This window comes from Streptomyces sp. NPDC051315 (assembly GCF_044455165.1).
Lineage (GTDB): Bacteria > Actinomycetota > Actinomycetes > Streptomycetales > Streptomycetaceae > Streptomyces.
In genome coordinates, this window is sequence record NZ_JBITEN010000004.1 from 271,726 (window position 1) to 284,155 (window position 12,430).

Below are 12,430 nucleotides of genomic sequence, written 5' to 3' on the forward strand. Positions count from 1 at the left end.
GGGCCTCTTGCGCACGCCCGTAGGGCCGTCCCGGCACATCCCCGTCACCCGGTGGAGCAACACCTCGGCGGACCGGCCCCGTTCGGCCTCGCGGAGGACTACGCTCGAGAACTGTACGTCGTTCGGGCGACTTGGGGAGGTAGCGGGATGACGGAGGTACGGCCGGCGGCGGCCGCCTCGGCTTCCCTGTGGGAGCGCGACGAGGAAGTCGCCGCCGTCGAGCGGGCGGTGGAGACGCTCTGCGCCGACCGCTCCTCCTCGGGACGTGTGCACGTGCTGCGCGGCGAGGCGGGACTCGGCAAGACCGCCCTGCTGGCCGAGACTCGCCGCATCGCCGAGGCCCGGGGCTGCACGGTGTGGTCGGCCCGCGGCGGCGAGACCCTCAGATCCGTCCCCTTCAACGTGGTACGGCAGTTGCTGCAGCCCGCGCTGCTGTCCCTGCACCCCGAGGAGGCCCGCGAGTACCTCGGCGACTGGTACGACATCGCCGGCCCCGCCCTCGGCATAGCGGACCCGGTCGAGCGGCAGGCCGACCCGCAGGGCGTGTGCGACGGCCTGGTCGCCGCGGTGACCAGGCTGGCCCGGCGGGACTGGCCGCTCGTCCTGCTGGTGGACGACGCGCACTGGGCCGACCAGGAGACCCTGCGCTGGCTCGCCGCCTTCGTCGAACGCCTCGACGACCTCTCCGTCCTGGTCGTCGTGGCCCGCAGGCCCGGCGAGGTCAGGGGAGACAGCGCCCGCTACCTCGACGCCGTCGCCGCCGTCGCCGGACAGTCCGTCACCAGCCTGAGCGCCCTCACCCCGGACGCGGTCGCCGGCCTCACCCGCGCCACCGTGGGCGCACACGCCGACGACCCGTTCTGCCGCGAGGTCTGGGCCGTCACCGGCGGCAACCCCTACGACACCGTCGAACTCCTCGCCAAGGTGAGGGACAGCGAGCTCGAGCCGAGCGAGTCCTCGGCCCCCGAACTGCGTCCCCTCAACCGCGCGGCCCGCGGTGGCGGGCTCGTCGACCGGCTGGAGGAACTGGGCGTCGACGCCACCCGGTTCGCCATGGCGGCCGCCATCCTCGGCGCCGACATCTCCGTCGACGAGGCCGCCCGGCTCGCCGGCATGACCCACGACGACGCGGAGCGCTGCGCCGACCTGCTGCGCAACGCCCGCATCCTCACCGACCCCGACCCCGCGGTGGGCCCCGTCGCCGACGGCGGCGGACTGGAGTTCGTCCACCCGCTGATCGCCACCGCCGTCTACAACTCCATCCCCGAGGGCCTGCGCCGGGCCATGCACGGCATCGCCGCGAAGGTCGTCCTGGACGCCGGCCGGGGCGTCGCGGCCGCCTCCCGCCACCTCCTCCAGGTCCACCCGGACGACGACGAGGAACTCGTCGAGCAGCTGCGCGGGGCGGCCCGGGAACACCTCGCCGTCGGCGCCCCCGACGCGGCCCGCCGCTGCCTGGAGCGCGCCCTGGAGGAACCGCCCGGTCCCGACACCCACGCGCACGTCCTCTACGAACTCGGCTGCGCCACCCTCCTCACCGCGCCCGCCCGGACCATCGCCCACCTGCGGGAGGCGCTCGCCGTACCCGGCCTCACCGGCGACCTGCGCGTCGACGCCGTCTACCGCCTCTCGCAGGCCCTCCTGCACAACGACCAGCTGGAGGACGCCGTCCGCACGGTCGAGGCGGAGGCCGCCCGGCAGCCGCCGGGACCGGCGCGGATGCGGCTGCAGGCCGTGCAGTTCATGTGGGAGGGCATCCACGCCGGGGAGACCACCTCACCGGGCCGCTCGGAGAAGCTCGCCGCGCTCGCCTCGACCTGCACCGGCCGGGACAACGCCGAGCGCGCCCTGCTCGTCCTGCGCGGCTTCGACGCCATGACCCACGGCGAGAACGCCGAGATCGTCGTCGAACTGTGCGACCGCGCCCTCGTCAACGGCCGTCTCGCCCCCGGTCTCGGCTGGACCGACACCGAGTGGGGCATCGAACTGCCCATGATGCTGGCCAGCGCGTACGCCTACACCGACCGGCTCGACCGCGCCGAGTCCCTCTTCAACGAGGCCCTGCACGCCTACGAGTCCTCCGGCTGGAGCGGCGGCCACCTCGCCCTGGCCCACGCCTACGTCGGTCTCGGCCACCGCCGCCGGGGCCGGCTGAGGGAGGCGGAGAAGTCCCTGCGGGAATCCCTGCGCCTCGCCGAGCGCGTCGGCCGCGGACTGCCCCTGTACTGGTCCGCGACCTGCAACCTCGTCGACACGCTGCTCGCCCGCGGCCATGTCACGGAGGCCTGGCGGATCGCCGAGCAGTACGGCTTCGCCCCGCCCTACCCGTCCACGATCGTGCTGCCCGACCTGCGGTCGGTGCGCGGCCGCCTGCTGCTCGCCGTCGGCCGCGTCCAGGACGGCGTCAACGAACTGGAGGAGGCCGAGAAAGCGGCCGCCGCCCGTGGTCACCTCAACCCGGTGATGGTGCCCTGGGCGGTCGACCTCGCCCGGGCCCTCGCCACCGAGGACCCGGGACGCGCGGCCCGGCTCGCCTCCGACGTCCGCCGCCAGGCCGAGCGCTTCGGCACCGACACGGCCATCGGCGAGGCCCTGCGCTGCGCCGCCGCCCTGGAGACCGGACAGCGCGCGGTCCGGCTCACCGCCCAGGCGGTCACCTTCCTGGAGTCCTCGCCCTGCCAGTACGAACACGCGGCGGCCATCATCGAGCACGGCATCGCCGCCCGCTCGGCGGCCGAACTCAACCGCGGCCTGACACTGGCGCGTTCCTGCGGCGCGGACGGCCTGGTCACCGAGGCCCGGTGGGCCCTGGACGGACTCGGAGCACCCCAGATGGGCCTGGTGCCGGGGCAGGTAAGGGGCCAGGAGTAGCCCCGGCCGACGAGGACGGGCGCCCCCGCACCCGCCCACGGTGACGCCGGCGGATGTGCCGCCTGCCCTGCCCCGCCCCGCTGCTGCCGGGCGGGCGCACACCCGCACCCGCCGGCGGTGGTGGCGGTGGGCGCACCGCGTGCCTGCGGGCGGTGGTGGGGACGTGAACGCGGGTCAGGAGCCCAGGAGTTCGTCCGTGAGGCGTGCCAACCGTGCCCGCACCCCGGCGTCGTACGTCGCCTCGTGCGCCCGGGACGGGCGCGTGCCGTCGAAGAAACCGCCCGTGCCCATGTCCCGCGTGGCGAGGGCCAGGACGGCGGGCGCGCCGTCGGCGACCGTGCTCCAGGGGGTCACCCCGCCCTCGCGGACCATGGCCGTGTCCATGAAGGTCGCCGGGTGCACCACGTTCACCGAGACCCCGGTGCCCGCCAGCTCCTCGGCGAGGGCGAAGGTGTGGGCGGCGAGCGCGAACTTGCCGCGGCAGTAGGCGGCGAAACCGTCGTAGCCGCGCGTGAAGTCCGGGTCGTCGACGTCGACCGGTTCCTGGCCGAGCGAGCCGACGTTGACGATCCGCGCGGGCGCGTTCGCCCGGAGCACCGGCAGCAGCGCGCGGGTCAGGGCGACCGGCGCCAGGTAGTTCACCGCCAGCCGCAGTTCGTGCCCGTCGGCGCTCAGCTCACGGCCCGCGCCGGGCGAACCGGAACCCACCCCCGCGTTGTTGACGAGCACGTCGAGCCCGGGGTGGGCCTCGGCGACCCGCGCTCCCAGCTCGCGCACCCGCGCGAGGTGGGCCAGGTCGGCGACGAACCCCTCGGCCTCGCCCTCGGCGCGCAGCTCGTCGACGAGCCGCCGGGTACGGCCCGGGTCGCGGCCGTGGGCGAGGACGAGGTGCCCGGAGCGGACGAGTCCGAAGGCGACGTACCGGCCGAGGCCGGAGGTGGCGCCGGTGATCAGGATGGTCGACATGCCCCCACCGTAGGCACGCGCGGGGGAACCCGCATGATCCTTCCGGGGCCACGACCGGCGGAGCTACCCTCGGCCGGCCTCGTCCTCCTCGGCCAGCACCCGCTGGGCCGTCGCGAACGCCGAGTTGGCCGCCGGGACTCCGCAGTACACGGCCGTCTGGAGCAGGACGGCGCCGATCTCCTCCGGGGACAGCCCGTTGCGCCGGGCCGCCCGTACGTGCATGGCCAGCTCGTCGTAGTGACCGTGCGCGACCAGCGCGGTCAGCGTGATCATGCTGCGCTCGCGGCGGCTGAGGGTCGGGTCGGTCCAGATCTCGCCCCAGGCGTAGCGCGAGATGAAGTCCTGGAAGCGGGCGGTGAAGGGGGTCTGCCGCGCCTGCGCCCGGTCCACGTGCGCGTCACCGAGCACCTGGCGTCGTACCTCCATGCCCCGCTTGGCGCCCGTGCCGAAGTGGGTTCGCAGGGCGGTCAGCACGGCCTCCGGGCACTGCGCGGGAGCCAGGTGCGAGGCGCCGGGGATCTCGACCAACGCGGCGCCCGGCACCGCGTCCGCGATCTCCCGCAGATGCGCGGGCGGCGTCGCCGGATCCTCGCGGCCGGCGACCAGCACAGTGGGCACGGCGATCTCGGGCAGCCGCTCCCGCAGGTCGAACGCGGCGAGCGCGTCGCAGCAGGCGGCGTACGCCTCGGGGTCGGCGTCGCGGTGGTCGGCGACCAGCTCCGGCACGGTGAAACCGGGCGTGAACCAGCGGGCGTCGGCGCTCTCCGCCAGCCCGGCCAGCCCCTCGCGCCGCACCAGCGCGGCCCGCTCCTCCCACGGCTTCGCCCCGTTGAAGTGGGCCGACGAGCAGATCACCGCGAGCGACGACACCCGCTCGGGGTGGCGCAGCGCCAGGTGGAGCCCGACCGCCCCGCCCAGGGACACCCCGGCGTAGGCGAACCGCTCCAGGCCGAGGGCGTCGGCGAGGTCCAGCACCAGGCCGGCCAGATCGCCGACGGTGGCGCCGGGGCCGATCAGGTCGGCGGCGGAGCCCCCGTGCCCGGGCAGGTCCCAGCGGACGACCCGGTGCGTGATCGACAGCTCGGGCGCGACCTTGTCCCACAGGGCGTACGAGGTGCCCAGGGAGGGGCCGAGCAGCAGCGGGGGAGCGGAAGCGGGTCCCTCGGCGCGGTGGTTGAGGAGTTTCTCGGTCAACGTCGCTCCAACGCACGGTCGGTGAGGGCTCCGGCGGAGCCGGTGTAACGGGCGGGGTCGGTGAGGTCGCCGAGGTCGACGTCCTTCACCTCGGGTTCCTCGGCGAGGAGTTCGGCGAGAGGGCGGTCCTCGGCGTAGGTGCGCGGTGCCAGCCGCGTCAGGAGCTCCTTGGCGCGGGCGCGGCCGAGCACGGCCGACAGCTCGGCGGACAGCCGCTCGGAGACGATCAGCCCGTGGGTGAGACCGAGGTGCGCGCGCATGGCGTCCGGGTGCACGCGCAGCCCCTCCGCCAGTTCGGCGGCGTCCCGCGCCGCCCCGCCGGCCAGCCGCAGCAGGTCCCGCAGCGGCTCCCACTCGGCGTGCCAGGCCCCGGCCGGCCGTTCGTCCTCGGCCGCCAGCGACCCGTACAGCGTGGCCGCGAGCTGCGGGGCGCGCCGGGCGGCGGCCGCGATGAGCGTGGAGCGGACCGGGTTCGCCTTGTGCGGCATGGCCGAGGAACCGCCCCCGCTGCCCTCCGCGACCTCGGCGGTCTCGGTCCGGGCGAGGGCGAGGACGTCGACCGCGAGCTTTCCCAGCGCGCCGGCCGTGAAGGCCAGGCATCCGGCGAGGTCGGCGATCGGCGTCCGCAGCGTGTGCCACGGCAACCGGGGCTCGCGCAGGCCGAGTTCACGGGCGTAGGCGGCGGGCAGCGCGGTCGCGTCCTCGGCGCCGTACGCCGTGAAGGCCGCCAGGGTGCCCGCCGCGCCGCCGAGCTGGGCGGGCAGGCCGTCGCGCACGGCCGTCACCCGGTCCCGGGCGTCCAGCACCAGCGACCGCCATCCGGCCGCCTTCAGTCCGAAGGTCGTCGGTACGGCGTGCTGGGTGAGCGTGCGCCCCGGCATCGGCGTGTCCCGGTGCTCGGCGGCGAGCCGCGCCAGCGCGCGGCCGGTGCGGTCGAGGTCGGCCAGGACCAGGTCCAGGGTGCGGACCGCGACCAGCATGGTCGCCGTGTCCATGATGTCCTGGCTGGTCGCGCCCCGGTGGACGTACGGCCCGTACTCCCCGCCGACCGCCTCGGTGAGGTCCGCGACCAGCGGGATCACCGGGTTGCCGCCGCCCCGGGCGCGTTCGGCGAGCGACCGCGCGTCGAAGGCGCCGGCGGCGGCCGCCGTGACCGCCGCCCCGGCGCCCTCCGGGGCCAGCCCCAGGCCCTCCTGGGCGCGGGTCAGCGCGGCCTCCGCCTCCAGCAGCGCCCGCAGGAAGGCGCCGTCGCCGGTCGCGGTGGCCGCGGGGGAGCCGGTCCACCCGGGGGCGAGCAGACCGGCGTCGGACGGCATGTCGGATGGCACAGGTGTCACTGGAACTCCAGGAAGACCGTCTCGCCCTCACCCTGAAGGCGGATGTCGAAACGGTAGGTGCCCAGCTCGCCCTCGGCCGCGATCAGCGTGGCGCGGCGCGCCTCGTCGAGCCGGGACAGCAGCGGGTCCGCGGCGAGCGCGGCCGTGTCCTCCGGCAGGTAGATCCGGGTGAACAGGTGCATGAGCAGCCCGCGCGCGAAGACGCACACGCTGAGGTAGGGGGCGCTCTGCCCGCGCGCGCCGGGCCGCAGGGTGCGCGCGGCCCAGTGGCCGTTGGCGTCCGTCTGGATCCGGCCCCAGCCGGTGAACTCCACCCCGTTGCGGCCGAGGAAGCCGCCGCTGGCCGGATCGCGCCGCATGGAGCCGTCGACCTGTGGCAGGCGGCCGTCCGGATCCGGACCCCACAGCTCCACGAACGCGTCCGGCAGCGGGTTGCCCTCGCCGTCGTACACGTAGCCCTGCAGGGCGATGGTGTCCGGGTGGCCGGCCGGGGCGATGTCACCGCCGCCGGGGAACGGCAGGGCGTGGCCGTAGAAGGGGCCGACCGTGTGCGACGGCGTGGGCAGCACGGTCTCCGGACGGCTCGGGTCGATCTTCGTCATGGCAGGTCAGCGTCCCTCTTCGATCCAGGTGGCGTTCGGCCCGTCGAGCACGATGTCCCAGTGGTAGCCCATGGAGAACTCCGGCACCGACAGGCTGTGGTCGTACGTCGCCACCAGCCGCTGCCGGGCGGCGTCGTCCGTCACCGACTGGATGATCGGGTCGTACGGGAACAGCGGGTCGCTCGGGAAGTACATCTGCGTCACGAGCCGCTGGGTGAACGCCGTGCCGAAGAGCGAGAAGTGGATGTGGGCCGGCCGCCAGGCATTGACGTGCTGGCGCCACGGGTACGGTCCCGGCTGGACGGTGGTGAAGTGGTAGTGGCCGTCGTCGTCGGTGAGCGTGCGGCCGACGCCGGTGAAGTTCGGGTCCAGCGGCGCGTCGTGCTGCTCCCGCTGATGGGCGTACCGGCCCGCCGAGTTGGCCTGCCAGATCTCGATCAGCTGGCCGCGGACCGGGCGGCCGTGGCGGTCGAGCAGGCGGCCGGAGACGGTGATGCGCTCGCCGATCGGCTCGCCGTGGTGCTGCCGGGTGAGGTCGTTGTCGATCTCGGTGATGTCGCGCTCGCCGAAGGCGGGGGAGGACAGCTCCACCAGCTCCGGGTCCTTGCTCACGTCGATCGCGATCGGCGGCTGCTTCGGGTGGCGCAGCACCGAGGAGCGGTAGGGGGCGTAGTCGCGGCGCGGGTGGTGCTCCACGGGGGCGCCGTCGGCGACCCGCTTCTCGTACGCGGCGTGCTCGGCCGCGATCTCGAGGTCGATGTCGTGTTGCGTGAGGGTCATGAGCTTTCCTGGGGGTTCCGGACGGTCTCGTCGAGTCGGGCGCGGTGTCGCGCGCCTCGAGGGGCGCGGGGAACCGCGCGACCAGCCGTGGACGGTCCGCAGTGGGCGGACGGCATGGCCGGCGGAGCGCTCAGCGTTCGAGAACGAGGGCGAGGCCCTGGCCCACGCCGATGCAGAGGGTGGCGACGCCGGTGCCGCCGCCCCGGCGGGCGAGCTGGTGGGCGACCGTACCGGCGAGGCGGGCACCGGAGGCGCCGAGCGGGTGACCGAGGGCGATCGCTCCGCCCTGCGGGTTGAGGATCGCGGGGTCGAACTCGGGCCACTCGGCCACGCAGCCCAGCACCTGGGCGGCGAAGGCCTCGTTCAGCTCCAGCACCGACAGGTCGCCGAATCCCTTGCCCGCCTTGGCGAGGGCGCGGTTGACCGCCTCGACGGGGGCGAGCCCGAAGTAGTGCGGGTCGGTCGCCGACACCCCGGTGGCGGACACCCGGGCGAGCGGTTCGCGGCCGGTGGCCCTCAGGCCCTCCTCGTCGACCAGCAGCAGGGCCGCCGCGCCGTCGTTGAGGGGCGAGGCGTTCCCGGCCGTCACCGTGCCGTTCTCCGTGCGGAAGGACGGCTTCAGCCTGGCCATCGCCTCCAGCGAGGCATCGGGCCGAACGCTCTCGTCGGCGGCGAGGACCACCGGGTCGCCCTTGCGCCGCGGGACCGGCACCGGCGCGAGCTCCACGTCGAACAGGCCCTCCGCCTGTGCCTCGGCCGCCTTGCGGTGGGAGGCGAGCGCGAACTCGTCCTGCTGCTCGCGGCTGATCTTGTGCTTCTCCGCGATGAGTTCGGCGGACTCGCCGAGCGGGACGGTCCACTGCGGTTCCATCCGCGGGTTCACCATCCGCCAGCCCAGCGTGGTCGAGTACAGCTCCGCGTGTCCCGCCGGGAACGGCTTGTCGCTCTTGGGCAGGACGTAGGGCGCGCGGGTCATCGACTCGACACCGCCGGCCACGGCGATGGAGGCGTCCCCGACCGCGATGGCCCGGGCGGCCTGGATCACGGCCTCGAGGCCCGACGCGCACAGCCGGTTCACGGTCACGCCCGGCACGGAGGTCGGCAGGCCCGCCAGGAGCGCGGCCATCCGGCCGACGTTGCGGTTCTCCTCGCCGGCGCCGTTGGCGTTGCCCACGTACACGTCCTCGATCCGGGACGGGTCCAGCTCCGGTGCCCGGGCGAGGAGTTCACGGATGGCGTGGGCTGCCAGGTCGTCCGGGCGCACGCTCGCCAGAGCGCCGTTGTACCGGCCGATCGGCGTGCGCACGGCGTCGACGATGTAGACGTCCTTCACTTCGGCTCCCTCACTTCGGCTCGTCCGCGACGATCAGCTTGGCGTCGGTCTTGGCGGTGATCTCGTCGACACTCACACCGGGCGCGGTCTCGACGAGGACCAGGCCGTCGGCGGTGACGTCGAGGACGCCGAGGTCGGTGATGATCCGGTTCACACAGCCCCTGCCGGTGAGCGGCAGCGCGCACTCGGCGAGGATCTTGGGGCTGCCGTCCTTGGCGGTGTGCGTCATGACGACGATGACCGTACGGGCGCCGTGGACCAGGTCCATCGCCCCGCCGATCCCGGTGATCATCTTGCCGGGGATGGCCCAGTTGGCCAGGTCGCCCGTCTCGGACACCTGCATCGCGCCGAGTACGGCGACGTCGATGTGCCCGCCCCGGATCATCGAGAACGACAGGGAGGAGTCGAAGAAGGAGGCGCCCGGCAGGACCGTCACGGTCTCCTTGCCGGCGTTGATCAGATCCGGGTCGACCTGGTCCTCGGTGGGGTAGGGGCCGGTGCCGAGGATGCCGTTCTCCGACTCGAGGATCACCTCGACGCCCGGCGGCAGGTAGTTCGGGATCAGGGTCGGCAGACCGATGCCGAGGTTGACGTACTGACCGTCCCGGAGCTCGCGCGCGGCCCGCGCGGCCATCTCTTCCCGTGTCCAGGCCATGACTAGCTCACCGTTCCTCGTGCCGCGGGCGCGGACGTCGTGCGCCGTTCGATCTGCTTGTCGGCGGCCTGCTCCGGGGTGAGCGCCACCACCCGCTGGACGAAGATCCCCGGCAGGTGCACGGCGTCCGGATCGATCTCGCCGGGCTCCACCAGCTCCTCCACCTCGGCGATGGTCACCCGGCCCGCCATGGCGGCCAGCGGGTTGAAGTTGCGGGAGGACTTGTTGAAGACCAGGTTGCCGTGGCGGTCGCCCTTCGCCGCCCTGACCAGCGCGAAGTCGGTGCGGATACCCCGCTCCAGCACGTACTCGGTGCCGTCGAACTCGCGCACCTCCTTCGGCGGGGAGGCCAGCGCGACACCGCCGGAGCCGTCGTAGCGCCACGGCAGCCCGCCCTCGGCGACCTGCGTGCCGACCCCGGCCGGCGTGTAGAAGGCGGGGATGCCGGCGCCGCCGGCCCGCAGCCGCTCGGCCAGCGTGCCCTGCGGGATCATCTCGACCTCCAGCTCGCCGGCCAGGTACTGGCGGGCGAACTCCTTGTTGGCCCCGATGTAGGAGCCGGTCACCCGGGCGATCCGGCCCGCGGCCAGCAGCACGGCCAGCCCCGACTCCATGGCCCCGCAGTTGTTGGAGACCACGCTCAGGCCGTCGACCCCGCGCTCGTACAGCGCCTGGATCAGTACGTTCGGCACACCGCTCAGCCCGAAGCCGCCCACCGCGAGCGACGCGCCGTCCGGCACATCGGCCACAGCCCCAAGGGCCGTGGCGACCACCTTGTCCATCCGTGAAGCCCCATCCCGTACGAGCGCCCGTCGTGGCCCCGAGGCCAGCAATTAATCAGGGCACTGATTATTTCAGCGAGGTGTCTTCACGCTGCCACCGGGAGGCCCGGTCGTCAAGGTTTCAGTGAAAGACGAGGTCAGATCCTATGGGTGAGGCGGAGACAGTCGTCACGTCTCCGGGTATTGTTCAGTGCACCAACGAATATGACCTAGGGGGAGTACGCATGGCCGCGGTGGACCTCACCACCCACCCCGGGCACCTGGCCCGGCGGTTGCAGCAGGCGCACCACCTGCTGTGGAACACGATGGTCTCCGAGGAGATCACCTCACCGCAGTTCGCGGTCCTGAACGCGCTCGTCGCCGAGCCCGGCCTCGACCAGCGCACGGTGGGGGAGCGGGTGGGGCTCGACCGCTCCACCATCGCCGAGGTGATCAGCCGGCTGGGCCGGCGCGGCCTGCTCGACAAGGTCCGCGACCCGCAGGACGGCCGCCGCTTCCTGCTGCGCCTGACGGACGAGGGGCTGCGCACCCACCGCAAGCTCTCCGTGCGCACGGCCCGGATGAACCAGGTCTTCCTGGCCCCGCTCTCCGCCGAGGAGCAGGCCGTGTTCTTCGACCTCATCCGGCGGGTCGCGGACGCGGCCGAGGGGCTGCGCAACCCGGCGGAACCCGTCGCCACCCCCTCCTGACTCCCTCCCCCTGGCCCTCCCCCTGGCTCTCCCTCCTGCCCGTCCCCGGCGCCCTGCTGCCCGTTCCCGGCGTCCCGCAGGTCTCCCTCACGCCTTCACGAACACCACCCACACCTGGCCCTCGGCGAAGGCGACGCGTCGGCCGTCCCGGGTGGTGAACTCGGTGCCGTCGGCGGCCCCGGCCCGCTTCCAGGTCACGTCGTGGGCGCGTCCGTCGCGCAGCACCTGTGCCCTGCCCGAGCCCACCGTCTCGGTGTACGGGGTGTTGTTGCCGAGGAAGTCGCGGAAGGCCGACGGCCGCACCCTGACGTACTGGACGACCACCGTCGCCGGCGCCACCGGTCCCGCGTCGGTCGTCACGGTCGCCCGGCCGTCCGTCGACACCAGCCAGCGCTGCCGCTCCCCGGACCAGGTGAAGGTGAAGCGGACCGCCGGGTAGCGCACGGTCAGCGAGGCCTGTGCCGTGCCTGAGGCGGGCGCGGCGCCGTAGTGGAAGCCGGTGGTCAACGCGGCCGCCCCCGGAGCGGAGGGCAGGAGCCGGCCGGGGCGCAGATAGAGGTTGTGGGGTGCGGGCCTGTCCCAGCCGCGGTAGTAGGCGCCCTGGGCCTCGCCGGGCGTGACCGTCTCCAGCGGCGCCCGGTCGATCAGCGGCAGCAGCTTGCCCTGCGCCCCGGAGAAGGCCAGCATCGGCCGGTCGAACTGGCGCAGCAGCTCCAGATCCGACTCGCGGGCGCTGCGCACCGGCCCGACGGCCTTCGGCAGCTTCGTCGCGTACACCGCCATGAGCCGGCTCAGACCGCCCTCGACCTCCTCGACGTAGACGACGTCCGCGGCGTTCAGGCCGGTGTGCGGCCGGGCGGCGGGGGCGTTGTCGATCTTCACAGCGAGGACCGGTCGGGTGGTGGACGGAGTGACACCGCTGCTGCGGGCCGGCCCGCGGTCCGTGGCGCGTCCGTCGTCGGCCGGTCCGCCTGCCGGGGCACAGCCCGCCGCCAGACAGGCCACGACGGTCGCGAGGGCCGTGGCCAGGACGGTGGACGGAGTGCGTCTGCGGCGGGCCCTCCGGCGGGTCCGGCAGCGGGTTCCGCGGCCCGCTGTGCGCAGCGTGGTCGCCGGTGCCGTGCGCGTCGTTGTCAGGTCCATCGTCGCCACCCCGTTCTGTGCCTTGATTGTGCGCTTATCGGTTCGTTGGTGGCCATAGCTGACTGATGTTGATCGTTC

11 protein-coding genes are annotated in these 12,430 nt (G+C 74.0%); 2 read left to right on the forward strand and 9 right to left on the reverse strand.

The window, feature by feature from the left end; all coding sequences use genetic code 11:
* The first annotated feature begins 147 nt into the window (after nucleotides 1–147).
* Nucleotides 148–2,871 carry an ATP-binding protein gene (locus tag ACIBBD_RS10395; protein ID WP_399418909.1) on the forward strand — a complete coding sequence of 908 codons (2,724 nt, stop codon included), beginning with the start codon at nucleotides 148–150 and terminating at the stop codon, nucleotides 2,869–2,871.
* 174 nt (nucleotides 2,872–3,045) lie between these two features.
* On the opposite strand, the gene ACIBBD_RS10400 is transcribed toward ACIBBD_RS10395, so the two are convergent.
* From ACIBBD_RS10400 to ACIBBD_RS10435, 8 genes are all read right to left on the reverse strand, one after another.
* Nucleotides 3,046–3,837, reverse strand: a complete 792-nt coding sequence (locus tag ACIBBD_RS10400) for an SDR family NAD(P)-dependent oxidoreductase (RefSeq protein ID WP_399418910.1) — start codon at nucleotides 3,835–3,837, stop codon at nucleotides 3,046–3,048.
* Between the two features lie 63 nt (nucleotides 3,838–3,900).
* Complete coding sequence (gene pcaD / locus ACIBBD_RS10405) at nucleotides 3,901–5,031, reverse strand: 3-oxoadipate enol-lactonase (protein ID WP_399418911.1); 1,131 nt, start codon at nucleotides 5,029–5,031, stop codon at nucleotides 3,901–3,903.
* Entirely contained in the window at nucleotides 5,028–6,347 is a 1,320-nt protein-coding gene (gene pcaB, locus ACIBBD_RS10410) for a 3-carboxy-cis,cis-muconate cycloisomerase (RefSeq protein WP_399419102.1), read from the reverse strand. The genes pcaD and pcaB overlap by 4 nt, the downstream gene beginning before the upstream one ends.
* 17 nt (nucleotides 6,348–6,364) lie before the next feature.
* The gene (gene pcaG, locus ACIBBD_RS10415; protein WP_399418912.1) at nucleotides 6,365–6,970 is read right to left on the reverse strand and encodes a protocatechuate 3,4-dioxygenase subunit alpha; all 606 of its coding nucleotides are present in this window, start codon (nucleotides 6,968–6,970) and stop codon (nucleotides 6,365–6,367) included.
* Nucleotides 6,971–6,976: 6 nt separating this feature from the next.
* On the reverse strand, nucleotides 6,977–7,750 hold the full coding sequence (pcaH, locus tag ACIBBD_RS10420) for a protocatechuate 3,4-dioxygenase subunit beta (RefSeq protein WP_399418913.1): 774 nt from the start codon (nucleotides 7,748–7,750) through the stop codon (nucleotides 6,977–6,979).
* Nucleotides 7,751–7,880: 130 nt separating this feature from the next.
* A complete protein-coding gene (locus ACIBBD_RS10425) occupies nucleotides 7,881–9,083 on the reverse strand; it encodes a thiolase family protein (RefSeq protein ID WP_399418914.1) in 1,203 nt (400 codons plus the stop codon).
* A gap of 10 nt (nucleotides 9,084–9,093) precedes the next feature.
* The gene (locus ACIBBD_RS10430; protein WP_399418915.1) at nucleotides 9,094–9,738 is read right to left on the reverse strand and encodes a 3-oxoacid CoA-transferase subunit B; all 645 of its coding nucleotides are present in this window, start codon (nucleotides 9,736–9,738) and stop codon (nucleotides 9,094–9,096) included.
* A gap of 2 nt (nucleotides 9,739–9,740) precedes the next feature.
* A complete protein-coding gene (locus ACIBBD_RS10435) occupies nucleotides 9,741–10,520 on the reverse strand; it encodes a CoA transferase subunit A (protein ID WP_399418916.1) in 780 nt (259 codons plus the stop codon).
* Between the two features lie 224 nt (nucleotides 10,521–10,744).
* Between ACIBBD_RS10435 and ACIBBD_RS10440 the strand changes: the two genes are divergently transcribed.
* Nucleotides 10,745–11,209, forward strand: a complete 465-nt coding sequence (locus ACIBBD_RS10440) for a MarR family winged helix-turn-helix transcriptional regulator (RefSeq protein ID WP_399418917.1) — start codon at nucleotides 10,745–10,747, stop codon at nucleotides 11,207–11,209.
* An 87-nt stretch (nucleotides 11,210–11,296) separates the two neighbouring features.
* Here the strand turns inward: ACIBBD_RS10440 and ACIBBD_RS10445 are convergent, their stop codons facing one another.
* Nucleotides 11,297–12,352: a DUF3048 domain-containing protein gene (locus tag ACIBBD_RS10445; RefSeq protein ID WP_399418918.1), complete on the reverse strand. Its 1,056-nt coding sequence runs from the start codon at nucleotides 12,350–12,352 to the stop codon at nucleotides 11,297–11,299.
* Nucleotides 12,353–12,430 lie beyond the last annotated feature (78 nt).

Excerpts from the sequence above, each read along its gene's own strand:
- ACIBBD_RS10400 (WP_399418910.1), bottom strand. The coding sequence starts at position 3,837 with ATGTCGACCATCCTGATCACCGGCGCCACCTCCGGCCTCGGCCGGTAC.
- pcaG (WP_399418912.1), bottom strand. The coding sequence starts at position 6,970 with ATGACGAAGATCGACCCGAGCCGTCCGGAGACCGTGCTGCCCACGCCG.
- pcaH (WP_399418913.1), bottom strand. The coding sequence starts at position 7,750 with ATGACCCTCACGCAACACGACATCGACCTCGAGATCGCGGCCGAGCAC.
- ACIBBD_RS10445 (WP_399418918.1), bottom strand. The coding sequence starts at position 12,352 with ATGGACCTGACAACGACGCGCACGGCACCGGCGACCACGCTGCGCACA.
- pcaB (WP_399419102.1), bottom strand. The coding sequence starts at position 6,347 with ATGCCGTCCGACGCCGGTCTGCTCGCCCCCGGGTGGACCGGCTCCCCC.
- ACIBBD_RS10440 (WP_399418917.1), top strand. The coding sequence starts at position 10,745 with ATGGCCGCGGTGGACCTCACCACCCACCCCGGGCACCTGGCCCGGCGG.
- ACIBBD_RS10395 (WP_399418909.1), top strand. The coding sequence starts at position 148 with ATGACGGAGGTACGGCCGGCGGCGGCCGCCTCGGCTTCCCTGTGGGAG.
- ACIBBD_RS10430 (WP_399418915.1), bottom strand. The coding sequence starts at position 9,738 with ATGGCCTGGACACGGGAAGAGATGGCCGCGCGGGCCGCGCGCGAGCTC.
- ACIBBD_RS10435 (WP_399418916.1), bottom strand. The coding sequence starts at position 10,520 with ATGGACAAGGTGGTCGCCACGGCCCTTGGGGCTGTGGCCGATGTGCCG.